This is a genomic window from Massilia sp. FBCC-B171 (assembly GCF_059134155.1).
In genome coordinates this window covers 3,925,405-3,947,393 of sequence record NZ_CP101443.1, presented here as the reverse complement: position 1 = coordinate 3,947,393, position 21,989 = coordinate 3,925,405, and the positions used below count along the sequence as shown (strand labels likewise).

Genomic DNA, 21,989 nt, shown 5'->3' with positions numbered 1-21,989 from the left:
TTTTGTTGCTGCTTACGCCTTCTCCTCCTCGACCTTGTCCCCCAGCACATCCTCCACATACAGCATCTGCACCAGCACCTTCAAGCCCGCGGCCAGCGGCGTGGCCAGGGCCACCCCCGCGAACCCGAACAGGGCGCCGAATACGAGCTGCATGACGATGGTCAGCGCCGGCGGCAGGTCGACCGCGCGCGATTCGATCAGCGGCTGCAGGACATAGCCTTCGACCAGCTGCACCCCCACGAACAGCAGCACTGTGTACAGCGCCAGGTCCGGGCTGATCGAAAACGCGATCAGCACCGCCGGCACGCCGGCCATGATCGGGCCCAGATAGGGGACGAAGTCGAGCAGGCCGGCAATGATGCCGAGGATCAGCGCCAGCGGCACGCCGAGCAGGGACAGGCCGATCGAGGTGACGGTGCCGACGATCAGCATCGATACCGATTTGCCGAGCAGCCAGCTCGAGAGCGTATGGCCGATCTTGTGCAGCACCTGGCGCGCGCGCGGGCGCTTCGATTGCGGGACCAGCTTGATCAGGCCGCTCGTATACAAGTGCGGCGAGGCGGCGAAATAAATGCCGACGAACAGGATGATGACGACGTTGCCGATCGCGCCCAGCACCCCGCCGAAGAACAGCCCCGCATTCGGGATCAGCTGCGACATCTGCTTGACGATCTGCTCGGGCGGCGGCAGGCCCGCCAGCGCCTTTTTCAGCAGAGGGTACTCGTTGACGACGCCTTGCAGCTGCGCCAGCGATTTCGGCACCGTTTCGGCGAGCTTGGCCGACTGTTCGGAAATTTGGGGCGCCATGGCCCAGCCGCCAAGGCCAATGGTGGCAAACAGCAGCAGCACCACCAGCGCCAGCGCAAACTCGCGTTTGATTTTGATACGGTCGGACAGCTTGCTTGAGAGTTCATACAGCAATACCGCGCACAGGATGCAGGCAAACACCAGCAGCAGGGCGTCGGACGCGAACCAGATGGCTGCCAGGCCCAGGATGAACAGCACGCTGATGCCGTCGACCAGGGCGGTGCGCTTGGCCAGCTTGCGCTGCGGTTCCGGGGCGTCGTCCGGTTTTTCGGCAGGCGGGACGGGGAGATGGGCAGGTTCACGCATGATCGGCTTTCATTAGCAAAAGAATAATGAAACATTAGCATTTGTAAAGCCGAACCGGCGCATGGATGAGCTCCAGGGCGGATTCAAGATATTCCCGAGTTATGTGAACGCACGCACGGAACGCGCTCGGCCTCGGGCGTAATCTGAACCCATCGCGCTGTCATCCGACAGCGCCTTATTACACCAGGAGATCATCATGAACAAAGACCAAGTCGAAGGCAAACTGCAAGACATCGGCGGCAAGATTCAGGAAGAAACCGGCAAGCTGGTCGGTAGCACCGAGCAGGAAGCCAAGGGCCTGAAGAACCAGGTCGAAGGCAAGACCCAGGAAAAGTTTGGCGACGCCAAGGAAAAGCTGAACGACGCAACCCGCTGATTCTCGCACCGCCCTGTGCGGTGAGCGAATGACAAAGGCCCCCGGCGTCACGACGCCGGGGGCCTTTGTTTTTCAGCCGCGCACTGGCGGGCGGTGCTTACTGGACTTCGTAGGCGCCGATATCGATCGCGCCGATGGTCGAACGCGGGGTTGCCAGCGCAGTGTGCTTGTAGCTGTTCACCGCCTTCAGATTCAGGCCATCGGCCGCGTAGCCAGGAACCGAGCCGGCATTGGTGATCTGCACGTTGGCCAGCGGACGCAGGTCATAGGCCGCGCGGTTCACGAAGCTCGGCGCCAGCGAGTGGTAGTTGGTCTTCTTGACGGCGGCAACCTGAGTGCTCTGGGTGCCGGTGCCGCTGAACAGGTTGTTGATCAGCTTGACCGGCGTCGTGACACCCTTGCCCACCATCACGAAGTAGCCACGCGATGCGTCTTCGTTCAGGAAGGTGTTGTTGACCACGTAGAGGTCTTGCTTGCCGTTGGTCGCGCCTTCTTCGCCGTACGCGATCATGTTCGGGTTGTTGTGCGAGGACGGCTGCATGATCACGTTGCCGACGATATAGGTGGTGCCGGCATTCGGCACATTGATCTCGTAGCTTGGCTTGCCGGCGGCGGTGCTGCCGGTCTCGCCCGAACGCAGGCTCGAGAAGCGGCTGTAGGTGATCAGGTTGTAGACGGCGCGCGTCTTGAGGTTGTGGCCGACGTTGGCGTCGTGCGAGAAGTTGTAGCGGTAGTAGAGCTTGGCGACCTTGCCGATATAGACGTTGTGGCTGTAGCCGTCGCCATAACCGTTGTGGCCGAACTCGTTGTTCTCGAGCGTGATCGTGCTGTTCAGGTTCTGGCCGCTCAGGATGCCGTTCTCATTGTCGTGCAGGAAGGAGTTGCGCAGGGTGAAGTTGGTACCTTCCAAGCGCAGGGCTGCGCCATTGCGGTCAGGAACTTTCGAACCGTACATCTCGACATTGCTGATGCTGATGTTGCTGCCGACGACGACCCAGGTTGCCTTGCCCATGGCGTTCTTGCCGGCGGCATCGATCTTCGGGCGGCCGTTGACGCCGCGGATGGTCAGGTTGCTGGCGTAGATGCCGCAGACGTCGCCGGAATAGGTGGCGGCCTGGATCTCGACGATGTCGCCGGTCTTGGCAGCGGCGAAAGCCTTGCATGGGGTCGCGTAGGTTTTGCCTGCGCCGACGCTCAGCGTTGCGGCCGCTGCCGGGGCCGCGATTGCGGCGCCCAGGATGACGGCGGTCACTGTGAACGAAAGGCGGGTGGCGCTGGTACGGATGGCTTGCATTGGAGTGTCCTCGGTTGGTGCGTGTTCGTTTTAAAACGTGTCGCTAGATCAGGAACACGAAGAATACCCCGAGGAATTAATTCCGTGCGGATAGATTTTATTTCCGCAAAGCTATATTGATGAGCTCAGAATTCAATTCTCCTAGGAAAAATATGCATTTGATGGCAAATGCATCGACAAAAAAAAGTTGTATACCGTGGGGTATACGAGACATTTTTAGTTGACTTATTGTTGACTTGTCAGAAATTATCTAGACTTCGCGGCAACTGTTGAGCTAAATGCCACAAAAAAAACCGGAACGCCCTGCGGCGTTCCGGTTTCGCGTGAAGCAGACCCTGTGGTCTTATTTCGGCTGCGTGCCGCCCAGGTTCTTCTTGAAGAAGCCCTCGATCAGGCCGAACACGTGGCGCTGGCTGCTGCGGCCCGAGATGCCGTGCTTGGCGCCCGGATAAGTCATCAGCTCGAACTGCACGTTGCGCTTGACCAGCTCGTCGATCAGGCGGGTCGTGTTCGAGAACAGCACGTTGTCGTCGGCCATGCCGTGCACCAGCAACAGCGGCGACTTCATGCCGTCCAGGTGCGCGAACACGCCGCTGCGGGCATAGGCTGCCGGATCCGACTTCGGCGTGCCGCCCACGAACTGCTCGGTGTAGTGGGTGTCGTACAGTGCCCAGTCGGTCACCGGCGCCACCGACACGCCCATCGCGATCTTGTCCGAAGCCGCAGCCAGCAGGCGCAGCGTCATGTAGCCGCCATAGCTCCAGCCGAACACGCCGACGCGCTTGGCGTCGACAAAGCTCTGCTGCGCCAGCCAGTCGATGCCGGTGACCTGGTCTTCGACTTCGTTCTTGCCGAGGTTGTTATAGATGACGTCGGTGAAGGCGCGTTCGCGGCGGCTCGAACCACGGTTGTCCAGACGGAAGACCACGAAGCCCTGCTGCGCCATGTACTGGTCAAAATAATTGCCCCAGGTACGGGTGACCCGCTGCGAGTGCGGCCCGCCGTAGGTGAACAGGAAGACCGGATAGCGCTTGCTCGCGTCGAAGCCGGCCGGCTTGATCATCGAGTAGTGCAGGGTCTGGCCATCTTTCGCCTTGATCGTGCCGAATTCGGTCGGCAGCAGGTCCGGCAGGAATTTCGCGAACGGATGGTTGCCGTTCAGCTCGTTCTGCTCCAGCCATTGCACCATCGCACCATCGGCGCGGCGGATCGACACTTGCGGCGGGGTGGTCGGGTTCGAGAAGGTATCGACAAAGATCTTGCCGTTGTTCGCGAACTTGGTCTCGTGCCAGCCGTCGCCGGCGGTGATGCGCGCAGGCTTGCCGGCCGTGCTGCCGTTCAGGGCCAGCGCATAGGTTTGCTTGTCGATCACCGCGTCTTTATTCGACGACACATAGACCTTGCCGGCAGCTTCGTCGACGGCCAGCACGTTGTCGACGCCCCATTCGCCGCTCGAAATCGGGTTGAGCAGCTTGCCGTTCAGGTCGTACAGGTAGAGGTGGTTGCGGCCCGAGCGCTCGGAAGCCCAGATGAAGGCCGAACGGTTCTTCAGGAAGTGCAGGTCGTTGTGGATGCTGACCCAGGTCTTCGAGGTTTCGGAGAGCAGCGTGCGCTGGGCCAGGGTCGCGGCGTTCACGGCGATCAGGTCGAGGCGCTTCTGGTCGCGCGTCTGGCGCTGGTAGACCAGGGTCTTGCTGTCGGCACTCCAGTCGGCGCGCACCAGGTAGATGTCCTTCTCGGCGCCGAGGTCGATCTTGCGCGAGACGCCGGTTTCCGGCGACACGATGAACAGGTCCACCAGCACGTTCGGATCACCGGCGGCAGGGTAGTGCTGGTCGATCACTTCAGTGCGGTCGGCGAAGATTTCGAAGCGGCGCACGACCGGCACCGGTGCTTCGTCGTAACGCTTGTACGCGACGGCGGAATCGTCCGGCGCCCAGTAGTAACCGGTGGTCTGGTCCATTTCTTCCTGGGCCACGAATTCGGCTTCACCGTTGTGCACGGTACCCTTGCCGTCCTGGGTCAGCTGGCGCTCGGCGCCCGTCTTCAGGTCGATCACGACCAGGTTCTGGTTGCGCACGAACGAAACGTAGCGGCCCTTCGGCGAAATCTTTGGATCGAGCACGTTACCCGATGCCACCTTGCGTGCCGCATCCGGCTGCGCCACATCGACCAGGTAGAGGTCGCCGGCGATCGGCACCAGCAGCTGCTTGCCGCTCGGTGCCCAGGTATAGTTGATGATGCCGGACAGGCTGGCGGTGCGGGCGCGTTCGCGGCGCGCCTTTTCCTCGAGCGACAGGGTTTCGTTGGGCACAAGCTTCTTGGAGTCGACCAGCAGGCGCGTGGTCTTGTCCTTCATGTTGTATTCCCACAGATCCTGCTGGAATTGATTGTCCGTGCGGCCGCGCAGGAAAGTGACGCGTTCGCCGTCAGGCGACACGCGCACGTTTTTCACGCCGGGACCGGCGAGTGAAGTTTCGCCGTGGATGCGGTCGAGCGTCAGGCGTTCCGCGGATGCGGGCGCTGCCGCAAGAGCGGCCAGGAGGCAGAGGAGAAGGCGCATTGTTTGTCTCGTTGAAAGTTAGCTTTATGCAACGCACGAGACGATACCAGACTCCATCTGCAAAAGCAGTACTTACGCAGTGAATACGACAGTGCTAATCAGTTACAGCGGCGGCTTTCCGGCGCGACAGCCGTTCCATCGACCAGGTCAGCAGCACGGCGGCAATCGTCAGCCCCAGCACCAGCCCGATCCAGAAGCCGGTCGATTCCATCGGCACGGCGGGCGAGAAGGGGAACCAGGCCGGTGCAATACCGAGGATATAGCCCAGCGGCAGAGAGAAACCCCAGAAGGCGACCAGCTGGATGATCATCGGCGGGCGCGTGACCTGGTAGCCGCGGATCGCCGAGGCCGTGGCCACCTGGGTCGCATCCGACAGCTGGAACAGCGCCGCGAACAGCAGCAGGTGCACGCAGGCTTCCTGCACCGCCGGGTCGGAGGTGTAGGCGCGCGCGATTTCCCAGCGGAAGAGGGCGATGAAGGCGGCCGACAGCACCCCGAAGGCGACCGACATGCCGACGCCCACGCGCGAGACGAACTGGGCCCGCAGCGGATTGCCTTCGCCCATCGCCTGGCCGACGCGGGTGAGCAGGCCAATCCCGAAGCTGAGCGGCACCATGAACACCAGCGACGCGAAATTGAGCGCGATCTGGTGCGCCGAGACCTGGATGACGCCGAAGCGCGCGACGAGCAGGCTGATCAGGCCGAAGGCGCTGACCTCGGCAAAATAGGTCACGCCGATCGGCAGGCCCAGGCGCAGCATGTCGCGAATTTCCTTCCAGTCCGGGCCTTCCCAGCCGGTAAAGGGGTAGGTCTGGCGGTAGACCGGGGACACTTTTACCCAGGCCAGCATGGCGACGAGCATCAGCCACATGCCTGCGCTGGTAGAGACTGCGCAGCCGACCGCGCCCAGCTGCGGGAAACCCCAGTTGCCGAACACCAGCAGCCAGTTGCTGCCGATATTGAACAAGAGGCCCAGGATGGCGATCACCATGATCGGCTTGGTCTCGTTGATGCTGGTCGTATAGCCGTACAGGGCGCGGTAGCAGGCGAAGGCCGGCATGCCGATGCTGGTCACGTGCAGGAACAGGGCGGCGCGGTCGGCGACTTGCGGGTCCATGCCGATATGGTCGAACAACAGCGTGGCCAGGTTGGTCGCGATCAGGGCGAGCATGCCGACCCCTAGACCTTTCCACAGCGCCTGGCGCACCGAATGCGGAATCTTGTCGTAGCGCCCGCCGCCGATTTCGTGCGCGACCACGGTATTGATCGACATCATGATGCCCATCACCGTCACCAGCACGATCGACCACACCGAGGCGCCCAGCGAGACGGCGGCCAGCTCCTCCGCGCTCACGTGCCCCGTCATCGCCACGTCGGCCACACCCATGCCGACGGTGGCCAGCTGGCCGACTAGCATCGGCCAGGACAGCTTCCACAAAGTGGCGATCTCGAGGCGGACGGCCGAGGGCGAGGCGGGGAGCGTGGAGGTGGAAGTCATGGATAAATCACGGGCGGGAAACCCGTGATTTTACTGTCTAAAGGCTAAGGCTGGTGGGACGGGACCGCCTTGCCTTTTTTCGCAGCCGCCGCGTCATCAAGGAGCGTTTTCGCCAGCCAGGCGCGGGCCTTGGCCGCGTAGTTGCGGCACCCGTCCTGATCGATGAAGGCGGCATTGCCGCGTGCCGGCTGCTGTGCCTTGCGCTCCCACAAACCGCCCAGTTCCGGGTGCGCGGCCACGAGGATGTCGCACTTGAGTGAAGCGACCGTGGCGATGGATTCCTCGACGGCGGCTTTCGCATTCGGGAAGCCCGGGTTGGCGCTGAAGCGTACCTTCTGGCCGGACAAGGCATACAGGCTGTCGGCGTAGACCATATTAACGGTGCGTCCGTTTTCCGTCGATTGCCAGGTCCAGCTTGTGCCGCCTTTGGTGTGCCCGGGTGTGAAGTGCGCGGTCAGCGCGATGGGGCCGAGCCGGACTACTTCGCCGTCATTGACGGCACGCAGCTTCGCGACGGGTGTCATTGGCTCGAGGCCGGGAAATTGCGGATCGGTCTTGTCCGCCTAGCCGCTTGCGAGAATGTCCAGCGAAGCCGGACTCGCCAATACCGTGGCGCCGCTCAGCTTCTGAAGCTCCGCAATGCCGCCGCCATGGTCGTGGTGCGCATGCGAGTTGAGGATGTAGCGGATGTCCTCGACCTTGAATCCCAGGGTGCGGATGTGGTCCACGATCTGCGCCGGCGACTTGGGGCCGCCGACATCAATCAGGACATGGCCGGCCGGCGAGGTAATCAGGAGCGCGCTGATCCCGCCTGTGCCGACGTAATAGGTATTGCCGTAGACGGCGAAGGGTTCCTGCGGCGCGTACCAGTCTGCTGCGCTGGCGGTCGCCAGGGAGGCTGCAATCACGATAGCGGACAAGCAAACAGATATTTTTTTCATGTTAAACGCCTCGATGCGTCGTGAAGAGACCCCAGCGGGGCTGCGTTACAGCGTGCTGCGCGCCAGTTGGTCCAGGAAAGCGTCGCGCGTCAAAGGGCCGGCGTGGCCATCGCTGCGCACCGGCTGCTCCAGCAGCCGCGCGAACACCAGCGTGCGGCCGTCTTTTCTGGCCCAGCCGACGAACCAGCCAACCGCGTCTTCGCCGCCGTCCGGCCGCCGTGTGATGGCCGTGCCGGTCTTGCCGTAGACCTCCCAGCTGTTCGGAAGTCGCCGAACCTTGAGCAGGCGCGCCGTCATCGCGTGGGCATGGGCGGATACCGGCAGGCTGCCCTTGACCAGCTTGCGCAGGAAAACGGTTTGTTCGACCGGCGAAATCTTGAGCGTGGGACTGAGCTCGGACAGCGCCGCCGTATCCGCGGCGCCGGCTACATCGGAAAGGCCGCGGTTGCCGTAGCCGAATGCCTCGACATAGCCGCGCACGGCCGGCGCGCCCAGGCGCGACCTGACTTCGTCCGAATACCAGACGACCGATTCGCGCAGCCAGCGCGCCGGATCGGTGCCCTGGCGCCAGGACGGATTCCAGGCGGCATAGCGCTGCTGGTAGGGCAGGGAAGGCGTGTGTTCGTCGCGCAGCACGCCGCTGTCGAAACCCATCAGGCTGATGGCGATCTTGAAGGTGGAGGCCGGGGTGGCGCGCTGGTCGCAGCTTCCCTTGCTGACCATGGCGGCGCCGCTGTCGGCATCGATGATGAGCGTGCAATCGAGCGGCGCCCCGGTCCCGGCTGATGACCACGCCGGCGTACCCGGTCCGCCGGCGGCCTGCCAGCCGAGTGCCGGCTGCAGAGCCATGTTGGCGCCTGCCACCGCCGCCAGGCAGACGAATGCGGCAGCGCGCGGCCAGGCGCCCTGGGCCGCCATCGGTGTGCGGATCAGGTTGATGCGCATCGTCAGCGGCGGTCCTGCGCTGGTGCCGAAGGCCAGCGCCATGTCCGTTGGGCACTGTTGCAGCTTCAGCTGCGCAAGCAGCGCCGCCGCATAGGCCTTGCGCTCGCCCTGGGGCCGCTGGCGCAGCACATCGCGGTCGCAGGCCAGTTCCTGGGCCCAGCCGAGATGCGCGCGCAGCAGGCGCATGAAGGGATTGAACCAGAACAGGCATTGCAAGGCGAGGGCCGCCGCGCTCCAGCGCAGGTCGTGGCGGCGCCAGTGCGCCAGTTCGTGTTCGACGATCAGCCGCTGCTGCAAGGGATCAAAGCTGCGCAGGTGGCGCGGCAGCAGCAGGCGCGGCTTGAACACACCGTGCAGCATCGGAGAGATGGGCGCGTCGACTTCGATCACGGCCGGCAGCGAGGCGTGCGCCTGCGCGGCCAGGCCCGCATGCGCGGCCAGTTCGGCAAGGGGACCGCCGCTGGCCGCCAGCGCATCGAGCGCGCGCTGGCCGCACCGCCAGCGGTAGAGCGCATGGCCGAGGCCGAGCAGGTACAGGGCGAGCCAGGTGAGAGCGGCATCGCGCAGCCAGGCGTGCCGGGATTCGGATGCCGGCTTGGTCGCGGCCGCCGCGGCAGGGTGCGCCGCCGGGGCGGACGCCGCAGCGGCCTGCTCCGGCATGCGCTCTCCCATCTCGATTACGGGCACCACCCACAGGCGTTCGGCCGGCGGCAACAGCATTGCCGCGAACACCGCCGCCACCGCCAGCTGTCCCAATAGCCAGAACGAGCGCTGCTGGGAAAGCGCAGGCAGGCATCTGCGGCACAGCGCAGCCACGGCCCAGATCGCGCCGCCAGCCAGCAGCGAGCCCGCCGCGGCCAGCAGGAGCCGCGCCAGCGCAAGTTCAATAGATGTCATGGGGACGCGTCCGCGTCGTCCGGCCAGTGCTGCAGCAGTTGCTCGAGCTGCGCGAGCTCCTGCGCGTCAACGAGCTTGCTGCCGGTGAACATCGTGACCGGCAGCGGCGCGTCGATTTCCATCACGCGCTTGCCGAAATCGTGCGCAAAGGCGGCCAGGGTATCGACCTTTTCCAGCACCGCCTCATACACCTGCACGCCGTGGCGCACCTGCTGGCTGACCATGCCCTTTTCCAGCATGCGTTCGAGCGTCTTGCGGGTCGACGAAAACGACCAGCCGAGTTCGTCCTGGACGCGCTCGTGGATTTCGCGCGCGCTCAGGGGCTGCTGGCGCCACAAGGCCTTCAACAGACTCAGTTCGGTAATCAGGGGGACGGACATGGTGCGATCTTAAATATTTGATTGTGGTCGCAATTATGCGACAACTGTCACAAGCCGTCAAAGGGCGTCTGTTTGTACCAAGCGTGCGGCACGGTCCCGCAAGTGAGCGGAAACTTTAGATTCGCGACGCCTGACCCCATCTGGCAGGGAAAGAGCAACCTTCCGGGAGTGCACTGTGGAATACAAGGACTATTACCAGACCCTTGGCGTCGACAGGGGCGCGGGCGCGGACGAGATCAAGAAGGCGTACCGGAAAATGGTGCGCAAGTACCACCCGGATGTCAGCAGTCACGGAGACGCCGACGCGAAGACTAAGGAAATCAACGAAGCCTACGACGTGCTGGGCGACGCCGAAAAGCGCGCGGCCTACGATGCGCTGGGGCGTAGCCACCACGCGGGCGAACAATTCCGCCCGCCGCCGGACTGGGGCCAGCACTACGATTTCGGCGGAGCCGGAGCCGGAGCCGGCGCCGAGGCCGGGGCCGACGACTTCTTTTCCGACCTGTTTGCGCACGTCGGACGCCAACGCCGTGGCGGCGGCTTCCAGATGCGCGGCGACGATATCCACGCCACCATCACGATCGACCTGGCCGACGCCTACCGCGGCGCCACACGCACCGTGAGCCTGCGCGTGCCGCGGCAGGAAGGATCGGGGCGCGCCACGATGCAGGAAAAAACGCTCAGCGTGAACATTCCGCCAGGAGTGACGCCGGGCCAGCAGCTGCGCCTGGCAGGTCAGGGCCACGAAGGCCATGGCGGCGCCGGGCCTGGCGACCTGTATCTGGAAATCGCGTTCGCGCCCGATCCGCGCTACCGCATCGAAGGCGCGCACGTGTACGAGAACGTGCCGGTGACGCCCTGGGAGGCCGCGCTCGGCGGCCCGATCGCCGTGCCGACGCCTTCCGGCACGGTCGAGGTGACCATCCCCGCCGGCTCCCAGAGCGGACGCAAGCTGCGCCTGAAGGGCCGGGGCATTCCGGCCAAGCCGCCGGGCGACCTGTATTTGATCCTGGATGTCGTGCTGCCGCCGGCGAATAACGACAAAGCGCGGGCGATCTACCAGGCCATGGCACGCGATCTTGCGTTTAATCCGCGTGCCGAATGAGTCTTGTTTGAGGAGGAGCGAACCATGATGGGGAACCAGATTGTGACCGGGGTGCTGCTCGACGAGGTGGCCCTGAATATGGAGGAGCTGGCCCGTGCCTGCCAGGTCGAGCCGGACTGGGTAGTGCGGCATGTGCAGGCCGGCGTGCTGGGCGACGCAGCGGTGCTGCGTTTTCGCAGCAGCGACCTGGCGCGGGCGCGCCGCCTGCTCGAACTGGAGCGGCATTTCGATGCCAACGAAGATCTCGCGGCGCTGGTGATCGATCTCGCCGACGAGGTACGGCGGCTGCGGACCCGCCTGCGCACCCTCGGCCTGAAGGACGCCTGAAGCGCGCGCCATAGACGCTGGTGTCCTCCTAAAATCAATGTCAGATTATTCACAAACGATCACATTGAGGAGGTCACATGGAAGTGGAACAGGTGCAAGTGCCGGACCCCGAAGGCGAGAAGGCGGCGGGCGGGGAATTGGTGGGCAAGCGCGTGGCCGTCCTGATGACGGATGGCGTCGAGCAGGTCGAGTACACCGGGCCACGCACTTTCCTGGAACAGCACGGCGCGCAGGTGATCCTGATCTCTCCGAAAGCCGTGGGCGAGGAAGTGCAGGGCATGAACCATGACGCGCCGGGCGACAAATTCCGCGTCGAGATGAACATTGCCGATGCAAAGCCGGCCGACTTCGACGCCCTGGTGCTGCCGGGCGGCGAAAAGAATCCGTTGGAACTGCGCAAGAGCGTCGAGTCGATCGCCTTCATCCGCGACTTCTACGATGAAGACAAGCCGATCGCCGCGATCTGCCACGCGCCCTGGGTATTGATCGACGCCGGCATCGCCGAGTCGAAAAGCCTGACCAGCTGGCCCGGGATCCAGGACGACCTGAAGAATGCAGGGGCCGAATGGAGCGACCAGGAAGTGGTAATCGATGAAAAGCTGATCACGAGCCGCACGCCGGATGATATTCCGGCGTTTAACGATGCCTTGTTGAAGGAGATGATGATTTCTCCGGAAATAGCGGATTTGGGGCCGTCGTCGTAAGTGAACATGGAGCGCGCCGGTGGTTTTGACTTTCGACCACTGGCGTGTCCTTTATGTTCTTGGCCCGCTCCTTGTCCCGTAGGGTGGGCATTCATGCCCACGCGGATTAATCGCACCAATAACGGCACAGGCAACAGCCCCACGTACCATCGCAGAGGACAACGCGCGCGTTCAGATTAACTGCTACGCCCCGCTAATCTCCCGCTGCAACTTCTTCGTCAACCTCCCAAACACCAGCTCATACGACCTGCGCAACAACTGCGCCGCCTCCTCATCGCTGAGCGCCTTCGCATCTTCCACATACACCCACTTTGCCCGCGCCAGATAGGGCGCCGGAATAATGCCCGGCCGGTCCGTCAGCTCGAGGAAACGGTCGTCCTCGACCTTGAAGCTCATGCCGGTCGCCTCGCCCAGGTTGGTCACGGCAAACATCTTTTCACCGACGGAGAAGACGATGTCGTTGCCCCATTTGGTGTCCTCAAGGACGCCGGGGAAACTGCGGCAGAGGGATTTGGCGGCTTCAAAATTCATGCACTGTACTTTCGATCGAGGTTGAGTATTTCTGTCGTTTTTCTTGGCAGCTATTTCAACGATGGTACGCCATAACTTTCCCTTAGTCTCCTACGCCAGCGGCCAGAACCACACCTCGCGCGATGACCAGTAGCAGCCGGTCGCCGTCCCGTCGATCTCGTTCCCACAGCGTAGATACCTACCCCACCGATCCTTCGAGACGATGGCAATGTGTCCTTGTGGCCGGGCGCCGCCGTAGATGCCGAAGAACGAGACAATACCGCGCCGCTCGCCGATCGCACGTTCCGCTGACTGGCCGTCCTTGAATTTCTCAGACTGGCCGACGTGGCGTGTCAGCCAGGTGCTGAGCCGGCGCTGCTGCGTTTCGATGGCGCGTCCCTTGTATTTGCCGGCCACGACCGGCCATTGGCCCGGATTCGGGTAGCCGGCGCCGAGCAGGGCCAGGCTCATGCGGATTGCGCAGGTGTTGTAGAAGTTCGGGTCGTTGATCTTCTGTGGGTAGCCGATCCAATGGTAGAGCTCGTCGCGTTCGACGCTGTCCGTGTCCGGGAAGTGCATCCTCAGGTTGGCGTATGGAACTTTCATGGCTGCCTCCGCTGACCCGGGCAGGGCCAGGCCTTGCGCCAGACCGCCACGATGAGGTCCGCCGCTCCGCGCTTCAGTTCGGCGGCTGGCAGGCGTTGCAGCGCGTGCCGCGCATCGGCCTCCATCTCATGCGGCAACGGCCTGATCTGGGCGCCCGGGCACCACTCTTTTCCCCGGGTGGCATCGTGCATGGCCTGGATGAAGCCGCGCACGAATTCGCCGTTCGACATGTCGATGTATTCGGCGGCGATGGCGCGCGTGCGAAATGGGCTGGCAGGTGACCACGACACCAGGGCCGGATCCACATTGCCCATCAGCTTGACCAGGGCCTCGCCGGTCATCTGCGCGGAAGGTGCTGCCGGTTGGGCGAGACCGGGCGCGGCCGCCATGAGCAGGAAGAGGATCGGCGCACGCATCACGCGATCCTATTGGTGGCCAGGTCCCAGCCGCCGGCCGTGTTGCCGCTACTGCCGCCGCCGATTTTCTGCTGGGTGTATTTCCAGCGCACTTTCGAGAATTTCAGGCCGAGGCTTTCGCCCGGGAAGCCGCCGCCGGCGAAGGCCGGAGCGATGTGGGCGATCAGCACGTTTTCGAGCTCGACCTCGAAATATTTGATTGGCTCGCCTTGGCCATCGGCGCGTTGCATCTCGATCCTGGCTTTTGAGATCGTTTTTCCGCAGGCGCAGAGCTGCGCGAGCATGGGCGATGCGAGGTCGACCAGCTTGCTGATGGTGATTTCGCTGAGGTCCGCGCGCTCGGCGGTGTGGCCGCCGCTGGTGGATGCGGTGGCGCTTTTGGGTTGGGTGATGGACCAGTTGACGGAGGTGCACTCGATCCAGGCGGGGTGCTTGGAGTCGGTGGATTCGCCTTTGATGCCTTCGAGGTGCAGGTAGAAGTCTGCTGCCATGGTGCCTCCGTTATTGGGGATATGGCATTCTGGGTTTGTTGCGCTTTATGCAAGTTGGATGGGGTCAAGTGGGCGAGCGGGGGAGATCAATGGGACGCTGTATAGGGTTGTGCGGAGGAACTGCGCGGGCGATATGCCGGCGGGAATGCAAAGGAGGGGTGGGCTGAGACAGATGCAACCCGGCGAAACGTTAAATGCGTAGGTATTCCCTCCGGGCGCAACTTCATCAGGCCTCCCTGGCCACGCCCAGCGAACCACTGCGCTTGATTCGACTCCAACCAGATCGGTGACCCTTCCGGCAACTCAAAGTCAGCTGAGGACTGCGGCTGGAAAGTTGAGACATGCACCTGGTTCGCAAAATCCTGCTGCTTTCGATGCTGGTCGTGCTGGTAGCGGCCTGCGCCGGTTGCGGCCGTGAGGCGCCGGCGCAGCCCCCTGGGGGCGCCAAGCCACCGCCAGTGGTGGTAGCGCCGGTGACGCGCCGCGTGGTCGAGGAGGTCGACGAGTACAGCGCGCGGCTGGCCGCCCCCGACCAGGTCGATGTGCGCTCCCGCGTGGCCGGCACGCTCGAGCGCATCCATTTCCGCGATGGCGACCAGGTGCGCCAGGGCGCGGTGCTGTTCACCATCGATCCGCGCCCGTTCGCAGCAGAGGTGTCGCGCGCCGCGGCCAACGTCGCGCTGGCGCGCAGCCAGGGCGAACTGGCGCGCATCCTGACGGCGCGCGGCGAGCGCTTGTTGGCGGCCAACGCTGTTTCCCAGCAAGAAGTGGACCAGTTGCGCGCCTCGGCGCAGAACGCCACCGCCAGCCTGCGCGCGGCCGAAGCCGCGCTCGCCACGGCGCGCCTGAACCTCGAATTTACCCGCATCGTCGCGCCGATCACCGGGCGCATGTCGCGCAAGGCGGTCACCGTGGGCAATTTGGTGAGCGTCAACGACCCGGTGCTCACCACCATCGTCTCGACCGACCGCGTGTACGCCTACTTCGAGCCCAGCGAGGCTGCCTACCTCAAGTACGGTCAGGCGGCAGCGAACCGCCAGGCAGAACCGAAGGTACAGATGGGCTTGTTCAACGAGGAGGGGTTTCCACATACGGGGCGAATCGACTTCGTCGACAACCAGCTCAACCCGACCACCGGCAGCATCCAGTTGCGCGGGGTATTCGACAACGCCGATGGCCGGCTCACACCGGGCCTGACGGCGCGCATCCGGATCGGCGCAGGGAAGCCGTACGAAGCGACCCTGGTGCCGGACCGCGCCATCACGGTCGACCAGACCCGCAGGCTGGTGCTGGTGGTGGGCCCCGGCCAGCGGGTCGAGGCGCGCGAAGTCAAGCCCGGCGCGCTGATCGACGGCATGCGCGTGGTCAGCGGCGTCAAGCCCGGCGAGCTCATCGTCGTGGACGGCCTGCAGCGCGCCACACCCGGCGCAGCGGTGACGCCGCAGCAGGTGACGCCGGACGAGCACGGCCTGCCGCTCGGCGCGCCCGGCGCGGCCGGGCCCGCGCGCCCGGGGCCTTAGGCGGCAATGGATACCGCGCGCTCCTTCATCGACCGGCCGCGCTTCGCCACGGTGCTGTCGATGTTCATTTTCCTGATCGGTGGCCTGTCGATCTTCCTGCTGCCCATCGCCGAGTATCCCAGCGTGACGCCGCCGCAGGTGGTGGTGCGCGCCCAGTTCCCCGGCGCTAATCCGCGCGTGATCGCCGAGACCGTGGCCGCCCCGCTGGAAGAACAGATTGGCGGCATCGAGCATCTGCTGTATTACGAAAGCCAGTCCACCGGCGACGGGCAGATGACCCTGACCGTCACCTTTGCCATCGGCACCAATCCCGACGCGGCCGAGACATCGGTCCAGAACCGCATCAATCGCGCACTGCCGCGCTTGCCCGACATCACGCGCCAGATCGGCGTTACCACCGAGAAGCAGGCGCCCAACCTGACCATGGTGGTGCACATGACCAGCCCCGACAACAGCCATGACGCGCTCTACCTGCGCAACTACGCCCGGCTGCACCTGCGCGACGACTTGCTGCGCATCGAAGGCATGGGCAGCGTGCAGCTGTTCGGGGCGGGCGACTACGCGATGCGCATCTGGCTCAACCCGCAACAGCTGGCCGCGCGCTCGATGACCGCCAGCGATGTGGTGGCGGCGGTCCGCGAACAGAATGCGCAGGTCGCCGCCGGCGTGGTCGGCGCGCCGCCGGCGGCGCGCGGCGGCGACTTCGAGCTGCCGATCAATACCAAGGGCCGGCTCGCGACCGAACAGGAGTTCGCCGACATCATCGTGCGTTCCGATCCGGCAACCGGCGCGCTGGTGCGCATCAAGGACGTCGGCCGGGTCGAGCTGAGCGCCAACACGTATGCGCTGCGCAGCCTGCTCAACAACAAGGAGGCGGCGGCGATCGCGGTGTTCCAGTCCCCCGGCAGCAACGCGCTGGCGCTGTCGAAGGACGTGCGCGCGCTGATGGCGCATGCCAGCAAGTCGTTTCCGCCCGGAGTGGGCTACAGCATCGTGTACGACCCGACCCGCTTCGTGCAGACCTCGATCGAAAAAGTAGTGGCTACCCTGATCGAGGCCGTGGTGCTGGTGGTGCTGGTGGTGATCCTGTTCCTGCAGACCTGGCGCGCGTCGATCATTCCGCTGGTGGCTGTGCCGGTATCGATCATCGGCACCTTCGCAGTGTTGCTCGTGCTCGGCTTCTCGATCAACACCCTGACCCTGTTCGGCATGGTGCTGGCGATCGGGATCGTGGTCGACGACGCTATCGTGGTGGTCGAGAACGTCGAGCGCAATATCGAGAACGGCTTGACGGCGCGCGCCGCCACCATCAAGGCGATGCAGGAAGTGAGCGGGCCGATCGTCGCGATTGCCCTGGTACTGTGCGCGGTGTTCGTGCCGCTTGCGCTGGTGCCGGGCCTGTCGGGCCAGTTCTACCGGCAGTTCGCGATCACGATCGCCATTTCCACCATCATCTCGGCATTTAATTCGCTGACCCTGTCGCCGGCGCTGGCTGCCATCCTGCTGCGGCCGCACGACGCGCCCAAGGACCGCCTCACACGCGCGCTCGACCGGGTATTGGGCCCGCTGTTCCGGCGTTTCAACCACCACTTCCACCAGTTCACGGAAAGGTACCAGCGCGGCGTCACGCAGCTGTTGGGGCACAAGCTGCCCGCGCTGCTGGTGTACCTGCTGCTGCTGGCGGCCACCGCGCTGCTGTTCACGCGGGTGCCGACCGGCTTCGTGCCGGCGCCGGACAAGCAATACCTGATCGGCATCGCCCAGTTGCCGGCCGGCGCGTCGATCGAGCGCACGGACGCGGTGATCCGGCGCATGAGCGACATCGCGCTCAAGGTGCCGGGCATCGCCGACGCAGTGGCGTTCCCCGGCCTGTCGATCGCCGGCTTTTCGGCCGCGCCGAACGAGGGCGTGGTCTTTTTCGGCCTCGCGCCCTTCGAGCAACGCACCAGCGCCGACCTCGGCAAGGACGCGATCCTGGCCCGGGTCAATGGCGAGCTCCAGCAAATCAAGGGGGCGCGGATGTTCGTGGTACCGCCGCCGGCGGTCGAAGGCGTGGGCACCTCGGGCGGCTTCAAGCTGCAGCTGCAGGATCGCAGCGGGGTGGGCGAGCAGGGGCTGTACGGCGCGGCGTGGGGCACGCTCGGCCAGATCCATGCCGACCCGAACTCGTCGATCGGCACGCCGTACTCGACCTACGACATCAACGTGCCGCAGCTACTGGCCGACATCGACCGCACCAAGGCCAAGCAGATGGGCGTGGCGCTGAACGACATCTACGACGCGATGCAGGTCTACCTGGGCTCCCTGTATGTCAATGACTTTAACCGTTTCGGCAAGATCTTCCAGGTGATCGTCCAGGCGGATGCGCCGTACCGCGCCAACGCCGAGTCGATCGGCGCGCTCAAGATTCGCAACCGGGACGGCGACATGGTGCCGCTGGCCGCGCTGATCAAGGTCGGCGCGACCTTCGGGCCGACCCGCGTGCCGCGCTACAACGGCTTTCCCTCGGCCGACCTGAACGGGGCGCCGAAGCCGGGGTTTTCCAGCGGCCAGGCCGAATCGGAAATCGAGCGCCTGCTGGCCGCGCTGCCGCGCGGCATCAGCTACGAATGGACCGAGTTGTCGTACCAGGACCGGCTTACGCGCGACGTGGCGCTGCCCGGCCTTGATGCCAGGATCCCCACCCTCGGGGCAGTCCTGGGGCTGTCGCTGGTGCTGGTGATCCTGGTGTTGGCCGCCCAGTACGAGAGCTGGACGCTGCCGCTGGCAATTGTCGCGATCGTGCCGATGAGCATCCTGGCGGCGCTGTCCGGCGTCTGGCTATCGCGCCAGCCCCCGTTCCTGCAGCCGGGCGACCTGAATATCTTCACCCAGGTGGCGCTGGTGGTGCTGGTCGGGCTCGCCTGCAAGAATGCGATCCTGATCGTCGAGTTCGCAAAGGACCTGGAAGAGACCGGCAAGCCTCCGCTGGCCGCGACGATCGAGGCGGCCCGGTTGCGCCTGCGCCCGATCCTGATGACCTCGATTGCGTTTTGCGCCGGCGTGGTGCCGCTCATCATCAGCAGCGGCGCCGGCAGCGAAATGCGGCGGGCGATGGGCATTGCAGTGTTCTCGGGGATGCTGGGCGTCACCTTGTTCGGTATCTTCCTGACACCGGTGTTCTACATGCTGCTGCGCCTGAGCACGGCGCGGCGGCGCAAGCATGCGGCGCAAGTGCGCGCCGAATGCGATGCGTCGGCGCATCCTTATCATCCTGGCGAGGAGTCTACCCCCGACAAGGACCAGTCCTGAAGCGACCGTTGAGCTGATCGGGATTCTGGCGGCGGGCAGGCTCTGATTTCGATAAGCGAATCAGGTCAGGTCCGATAGCAGCGAGCGATAGAAATGGGTTGGGGAAATCCTGGTTTCTCTTGGTATTGAGCTTTGTGGGACAGTCAGGCTCTGTACTGCAAAAATCGCTGCGCGATTTTCTTTAGTCAGGCGAATCGGAGGGACCTTGCGCTTGCATGCGCAAGGTCGTTCACAGGCTCGCTGCTGCGCAGCTCGAAACCCCTGTTCACCCCACTCGTCCGTGCCGGACTCGGATTCGATTCCCTCCGCCCAAACAACACCGCACAACGAGAACAGCCCCGCTGGCGTAAGCCAGCGGGGCTGTTCTCGTTGTGCGGTGGTGGAGGCGGAGGGAGTCTCCAACCTCCACCATCTGTTCCGTAACTCTCTGATTCTACAGGCTGCCTACCCCGGCTTGGCTCAAAAAAAGCACCCCACTTGGGGTGCGAGCTTGGGGATTCTATAGGGTCACCGCGTCGCCTGGGATGCCGCTTTCTCAGAATTTGACAACCTACAGCAACCCTTTGGGCAATAACACCCCTATCGCCGCCTGTGAAGGATGAAAAAACCGTCACTGGGTGAACGTGGCCAGCCAGATTGGCGGCCCGCGCGACCCAGTTGCGAGCTGGGCCATTGCCCGATGCCGTGGTGGGCGGCCGCGCTGATCGTCAGGTATGTGTTCGGGCTGCCGGCCATGCTGGGCGCCTTGAACGCGGTCGCGTGGGGCCGCTGGTTGGTGCGCAGGTGGGCCGTGTGGTTTTCCTCCCTGACCTTATTGACCGCCACCCTGCACCATATCGACGTCACGCGGGCACTTCATGGAGGTCTTGGTGGTGGAGCCGCCGTCTAGCGAATAATCTTCTGTAACCCGCATGGGTACTGTCAAGAACCTTCTACTTCAGGTTGACGATTGACAGACCAGTGAACTGCGCCGACAACAAAAAATGCAAAGTCATTCAAATCGGTCAAAACTGCTGCCACTTCGCTTGTGCTGAGTTCCACATTGGCCCCAGCCATTGTCTTCCCGTTGCGGTGGACAATGTCATGACGCGTATTAACAGCAGTTTTCAGCCGATCCAAGGTATCCGAGTCAGGGAAAATATCGACTTCAAGGGCTATAAGATAACGTTTACCGACTTTGTTGAGTTGATGGTACAAACGTCCCGCCAAGAATTCGCGCGTTTTAATTCTGACGAATTCAGGACCTTGCCTACTCGCAAGCTCTGTCGCTTGCTTTACTCCATCATCGCCGAGTAGTAAACGATCAAGCACGCGTTGATTCGACATGACGGTCTGTATCAGCATATCGCCCAAGAACGCCTCCATCGCAGCAATCGCCCCAGAAAACACCATACGATTAATCACATCACCTAGTTCCGGCTGCTCGCTCCGACCGCCTATGCCGTACGCTGCGATAATGTCACCGAGCCGGTGATACGCCTCTGTCCAGACTGCGAATGGATCATCAGGAGGATAAAGCGACAGCCAGTCCGTGCTTGCGGCCCTGTCTTCGAAGGTGACAGCTACCTCGGGATATTCCGGAAGATCTGCAATCCAAGTCAATGCGGCTATATGCTTGACCCGAACCGAAAACGCACTCCTGCAGAACGGGCACTGTACCGGGAGATCCGTTTCGTAATGCGTTTGAGGATGCTGATAATTAAGTGAATATATGTTTACCGGACTGTACACCTCCGTGACACCTGCTTGGCACGTCGGGCATTTGAAATTGACTACACCAAGATCCCTAATCATTGTTATCTCCCAGGAACACCAACTTTAGCAGATGTTCAACTCAGCGCTGGCTTTTCTATCGCTTGCTGGGCCTGTTGAAATACCGGGGCGACCTCGGTAGCTGGTCGGTGCGCGATGCTCGGCTTGCGGCACACGACCTTGGGCGGCGCCTGGCGGGTGTGGAGCCACCACAGGACCGTTCAATGCTAGAGAACGCGAGCCAACGCCGGCGCCTTATTCTACAACTTGCCCCGGGACTGGGTGCGGCGGCGGCATTGGCCCAGCTGGTAGCCTTGGGCGGGCGCCGCGAACCTGCAATCCCTGCAGGCTGGTTGGGTGCATTTCGATTTCAGTTCATCCAGGTTGCGTTGAGAGACTTTCGTCCAGAACAGTTCGTGCTCGAGCCGGCCGACCTGGTCGCGCAGCGCCGCATTCTCCCTGGCGTGGTGTGCCAGGTCCACTACACCGCCTGGCCGGATTCCGAAGGAGGGAGAGCTGGGATATCGGAGCTATCCTAGCTATCCTAGCTATCCGCAATACCGTCATGAAGAGTTGACACAATCAGAGGAAACTTATGAAAAAAGCAATCATCTATCGCCGGGTCAGCACTTCAGAGCAGGGCAAGAGCGGCCTGGGCCTAGATGCGGAAAAGGATGCTATCGAGCGGTTCTGTGCCGCAGAGGGCTTTCAGATCGCCGGCGAGTATCGAGAAGTTGCAAGTGCCAAGCTGGCGCTTGCATACCGTCCAGAGCTGGCCGCTGCGCTTGCAGAGGGGCGTCGGCTGCGTTGTCCAGTGATCGTGAGCAAGCTGGACCGCTTGAGCCGTGATGTAGCATTCATCAGCGATTTGATGGTTCGGGGTGTTCCCTTCATCGTGGCCGAGCTGGGCGCGGACGTAGATCCGTTTGTCCTGCACCTGTATGCCGCGCTGGGTGAGAAGGAACGCAAGATGATCGGCGAGCGCACGAAGGCGGTGCTCAAGTCGAAAGTAGGGACTGGAAAGCTGGGCAATCAAAAGAACCTGGGTGAAGCTCAGGCGAAGGGCGCCGCTGCCAATGCCGCGGCCTCTGCTGAATTCTCCGAGCGCGTCCTGGGGATCATCGGGAATCTGAAAGAGGGCATGAGCATGAGCGCGATCGCCGGCGCCTTGAACATAACCAACATGCCGACTATGCGGGGCGGCAAATGGACCGCTAAGGCGGTTTCCCGGGTCCTGGCGCGCGCGGAATAAGTTAACCA

The 21,989-nt window shown here is 63.4% G+C and carries 20 protein-coding genes; 7 read left to right on the top strand and 13 right to left on the bottom strand.

Annotation, left to right across the window (positions count from 1 at the left end; all coding sequences use genetic code 11):
* Nucleotides 1–12: 12 nt before the first annotated feature.
* Nucleotides 13–1,113: an AI-2E family transporter gene (locus tag NMB41_RS17870; RefSeq protein WP_494379145.1), complete on the bottom strand. Its 1,101-nt coding sequence runs from the start codon at nucleotides 1,111–1,113 to the stop codon at nucleotides 13–15.
* A 196-nt stretch (nucleotides 1,114–1,309) separates the two neighbouring features.
* Here NMB41_RS17870 and NMB41_RS17865 point away from each other — a divergent pair, with 196 nt between their 5' ends.
* On the top strand, nucleotides 1,310–1,489 hold the full coding sequence (locus NMB41_RS17865) for a CsbD family protein (RefSeq protein ID WP_494379144.1): 180 nt from the start codon (nucleotides 1,310–1,312) through the stop codon (nucleotides 1,487–1,489).
* Nucleotides 1,490–1,586: 97 nt separating this feature from the next.
* Here NMB41_RS17865 and NMB41_RS17860 read toward each other — a convergent pair whose 3' ends face one another.
* From NMB41_RS17860 to NMB41_RS17830, 7 genes are all read right to left on the bottom strand, one after another.
* On the bottom strand, nucleotides 1,587–2,783 hold the full coding sequence (locus NMB41_RS17860) for a right-handed parallel beta-helix repeat-containing protein (protein WP_494379143.1): 1,197 nt from the start codon (nucleotides 2,781–2,783) through the stop codon (nucleotides 1,587–1,589).
* Nucleotides 2,784–3,126: 343 nt separating this feature from the next.
* Nucleotides 3,127–5,346 carry a S9 family peptidase gene (locus NMB41_RS17855; protein WP_494379142.1) on the bottom strand — a complete coding sequence of 740 codons (2,220 nt, stop codon included), beginning with the start codon at nucleotides 5,344–5,346 and terminating at the stop codon, nucleotides 3,127–3,129.
* Nucleotides 5,347–5,440: 94 nt separating this feature from the next.
* Nucleotides 5,441–6,844: an MATE family efflux transporter gene (locus NMB41_RS17850; RefSeq protein ID WP_494379141.1), complete on the bottom strand. Its 1,404-nt coding sequence runs from the start codon at nucleotides 6,842–6,844 to the stop codon at nucleotides 5,441–5,443.
* Between the two features lie 44 nt (nucleotides 6,845–6,888).
* Complete coding sequence (locus tag NMB41_RS17845; RefSeq protein ID WP_494379140.1) at nucleotides 6,889–7,368, bottom strand: MBL fold metallo-hydrolase; 480 nt, start codon at nucleotides 7,366–7,368, stop codon at nucleotides 6,889–6,891.
* A 39-nt stretch (nucleotides 7,369–7,407) separates the two neighbouring features.
* Nucleotides 7,408–7,785 carry an MBL fold metallo-hydrolase gene (locus NMB41_RS17840; protein ID WP_494379139.1) on the bottom strand — a complete coding sequence of 126 codons (378 nt, stop codon included), beginning with the start codon at nucleotides 7,783–7,785 and terminating at the stop codon, nucleotides 7,408–7,410.
* A 45-nt stretch (nucleotides 7,786–7,830) separates the two neighbouring features.
* The gene (locus tag NMB41_RS17835; RefSeq protein WP_494379138.1) at nucleotides 7,831–9,627 is read right to left on the bottom strand and encodes a penicillin-binding transpeptidase domain-containing protein; all 1,797 of its coding nucleotides are present in this window, start codon (nucleotides 9,625–9,627) and stop codon (nucleotides 7,831–7,833) included.
* A complete protein-coding gene (locus NMB41_RS17830) occupies nucleotides 9,624–10,007 on the bottom strand; it encodes a BlaI/MecI/CopY family transcriptional regulator (protein ID WP_494379137.1) in 384 nt (127 codons plus the stop codon). Before NMB41_RS17830 ends, NMB41_RS17835 begins: the two co-directional genes overlap by 4 nt.
* 175 nt (nucleotides 10,008–10,182) lie before the next feature.
* Between NMB41_RS17830 and NMB41_RS17825 the strand changes: the two genes are divergently transcribed.
* From NMB41_RS17825 to NMB41_RS17815, 3 genes are all read left to right on the top strand, one after another.
* Nucleotides 10,183–11,112, top strand: coding sequence for a DnaJ C-terminal domain-containing protein (locus NMB41_RS17825; RefSeq protein WP_494379136.1), 930 nt, complete (start codon nucleotides 10,183–10,185; stop codon nucleotides 11,110–11,112).
* 27 nt (nucleotides 11,113–11,139) lie between these two features.
* Complete coding sequence (locus tag NMB41_RS17820; RefSeq protein WP_494379135.1) at nucleotides 11,140–11,439, top strand: MerR family transcriptional regulator; 300 nt, start codon at nucleotides 11,140–11,142, stop codon at nucleotides 11,437–11,439.
* Between the two features lie 77 nt (nucleotides 11,440–11,516).
* Complete coding sequence (locus tag NMB41_RS17815; protein WP_494379134.1) at nucleotides 11,517–12,143, top strand: type 1 glutamine amidotransferase domain-containing protein; 627 nt, start codon at nucleotides 11,517–11,519, stop codon at nucleotides 12,141–12,143.
* Nucleotides 12,144–12,326: 183 nt separating this feature from the next.
* On the opposite strand, the gene NMB41_RS17810 is transcribed toward NMB41_RS17815, so the two are convergent.
* From NMB41_RS17810 to NMB41_RS17795, 4 genes are all read right to left on the bottom strand, one after another.
* On the bottom strand, nucleotides 12,327–12,674 hold the full coding sequence (locus NMB41_RS17810) for an MmcQ/YjbR family DNA-binding protein (protein ID WP_494379133.1): 348 nt from the start codon (nucleotides 12,672–12,674) through the stop codon (nucleotides 12,327–12,329).
* Between the two features lie 90 nt (nucleotides 12,675–12,764).
* Entirely contained in the window at nucleotides 12,765–13,259 is a 495-nt protein-coding gene (locus NMB41_RS17805) for a T6SS effector amidase Tae4 family protein (RefSeq protein ID WP_494379132.1), read from the bottom strand.
* Nucleotides 13,256–13,675 (bottom strand): Rap1a/Tai family immunity protein, encoded by a 420-nt coding sequence (locus tag NMB41_RS17800; protein WP_494379131.1) that lies wholly within the window; start codon nucleotides 13,673–13,675, stop codon nucleotides 13,256–13,258. The genes NMB41_RS17805 and NMB41_RS17800 overlap by 4 nt, the downstream gene beginning before the upstream one ends.
* Entirely contained in the window at nucleotides 13,675–14,166 is a 492-nt protein-coding gene (locus tag NMB41_RS17795; RefSeq protein WP_494379130.1) for an Hcp family type VI secretion system effector, read from the bottom strand. The genes NMB41_RS17800 and NMB41_RS17795 overlap by 1 nt, the downstream gene beginning before the upstream one ends.
* A gap of 341 nt (nucleotides 14,167–14,507) precedes the next feature.
* Between NMB41_RS17795 and NMB41_RS17790 the strand changes: the two genes are divergently transcribed.
* Nucleotides 14,508–15,686 (top strand): efflux RND transporter periplasmic adaptor subunit, encoded by a 1,179-nt coding sequence (locus NMB41_RS17790; protein WP_494379129.1) that lies wholly within the window; start codon nucleotides 14,508–14,510, stop codon nucleotides 15,684–15,686.
* A 6-nt stretch (nucleotides 15,687–15,692) separates the two neighbouring features.
* The gene (locus tag NMB41_RS17785) at nucleotides 15,693–18,977 is read left to right on the top strand and encodes an efflux RND transporter permease subunit (protein ID WP_494379128.1); all 3,285 of its coding nucleotides are present in this window, start codon (nucleotides 15,693–15,695) and stop codon (nucleotides 18,975–18,977) included.
* A 921-nt stretch (nucleotides 18,978–19,898) separates the two neighbouring features.
* On the opposite strand, the gene NMB41_RS17780 is transcribed toward NMB41_RS17785, so the two are convergent.
* A complete protein-coding gene (locus NMB41_RS17780; protein WP_494379127.1) occupies nucleotides 19,899–20,579 on the bottom strand; it encodes a hypothetical protein in 681 nt (226 codons plus the stop codon).
* 745 nt (nucleotides 20,580–21,324) lie between these two features.
* On the opposite strand from NMB41_RS17780, the gene NMB41_RS17775 reads away from it, so the two are divergent.
* A complete protein-coding gene (locus NMB41_RS17775; RefSeq protein WP_494379126.1) occupies nucleotides 21,325–21,981 on the top strand; it encodes a recombinase family protein in 657 nt (218 codons plus the stop codon).
* The last annotated feature ends 8 nt before the right edge of the window (nucleotides 21,982–21,989 follow it).

Coding starts and splice junctions, on each gene's coding strand:
- NMB41_RS17840 (WP_494379139.1), bottom strand. CDS start 7,785: ATGAAAAAAATATCTGTTTGCTTGTCCGCTATCGTGATTGCAGCCTCC.
- NMB41_RS17845 (WP_494379140.1), bottom strand. CDS start 7,368: ATGACACCCGTCGCGAAGCTGCGTGCCGTCAATGACGGCGAAGTAGTC.
- NMB41_RS17820 (WP_494379135.1), top strand. CDS start 11,140: ATGGGGAACCAGATTGTGACCGGGGTGCTGCTCGACGAGGTGGCCCTG.
- NMB41_RS17860 (WP_494379143.1), bottom strand. CDS start 2,783: ATGCAAGCCATCCGTACCAGCGCCACCCGCCTTTCGTTCACAGTGACC.
- NMB41_RS17830 (WP_494379137.1), bottom strand. CDS start 10,007: ATGTCCGTCCCCCTGATTACCGAACTGAGTCTGTTGAAGGCCTTGTGG.
- NMB41_RS17800 (WP_494379131.1), bottom strand. CDS start 13,675: ATGCGTGCGCCGATCCTCTTCCTGCTCATGGCGGCCGCGCCCGGTCTC.
- NMB41_RS17835 (WP_494379138.1), bottom strand. CDS start 9,627: ATGACATCTATTGAACTTGCGCTGGCGCGGCTCCTGCTGGCCGCGGCG.
- NMB41_RS17850 (WP_494379141.1), bottom strand. CDS start 6,844: ATGACTTCCACCTCCACGCTCCCCGCCTCGCCCTCGGCCGTCCGCCTC.
- NMB41_RS17805 (WP_494379132.1), bottom strand. CDS start 13,259: ATGAAAGTTCCATACGCCAACCTGAGGATGCACTTCCCGGACACGGAC.
- NMB41_RS17855 (WP_494379142.1), bottom strand. CDS start 5,346: ATGCGCCTTCTCCTCTGCCTCCTGGCCGCTCTTGCGGCAGCGCCCGCA.
- NMB41_RS17810 (WP_494379133.1), bottom strand. CDS start 12,674: ATGAATTTTGAAGCCGCCAAATCCCTCTGCCGCAGTTTCCCCGGCGTC.
- NMB41_RS17785 (WP_494379128.1), top strand. CDS start 15,693: ATGGATACCGCGCGCTCCTTCATCGACCGGCCGCGCTTCGCCACGGTG.
- NMB41_RS17870 (WP_494379145.1), bottom strand. CDS start 1,113: ATGCGTGAACCTGCCCATCTCCCCGTCCCGCCTGCCGAAAAACCGGAC.
- NMB41_RS17865 (WP_494379144.1), top strand. CDS start 1,310: ATGAACAAAGACCAAGTCGAAGGCAAACTGCAAGACATCGGCGGCAAG.
- NMB41_RS17815 (WP_494379134.1), top strand. CDS start 11,517: ATGGAAGTGGAACAGGTGCAAGTGCCGGACCCCGAAGGCGAGAAGGCG.
- NMB41_RS17790 (WP_494379129.1), top strand. CDS start 14,508: ATGCACCTGGTTCGCAAAATCCTGCTGCTTTCGATGCTGGTCGTGCTG.
- NMB41_RS17775 (WP_494379126.1), top strand. CDS start 21,325: ATGAAAAAAGCAATCATCTATCGCCGGGTCAGCACTTCAGAGCAGGGC.
- NMB41_RS17795 (WP_494379130.1), bottom strand. CDS start 14,166: ATGGCAGCAGACTTCTACCTGCACCTCGAAGGCATCAAAGGCGAATCC.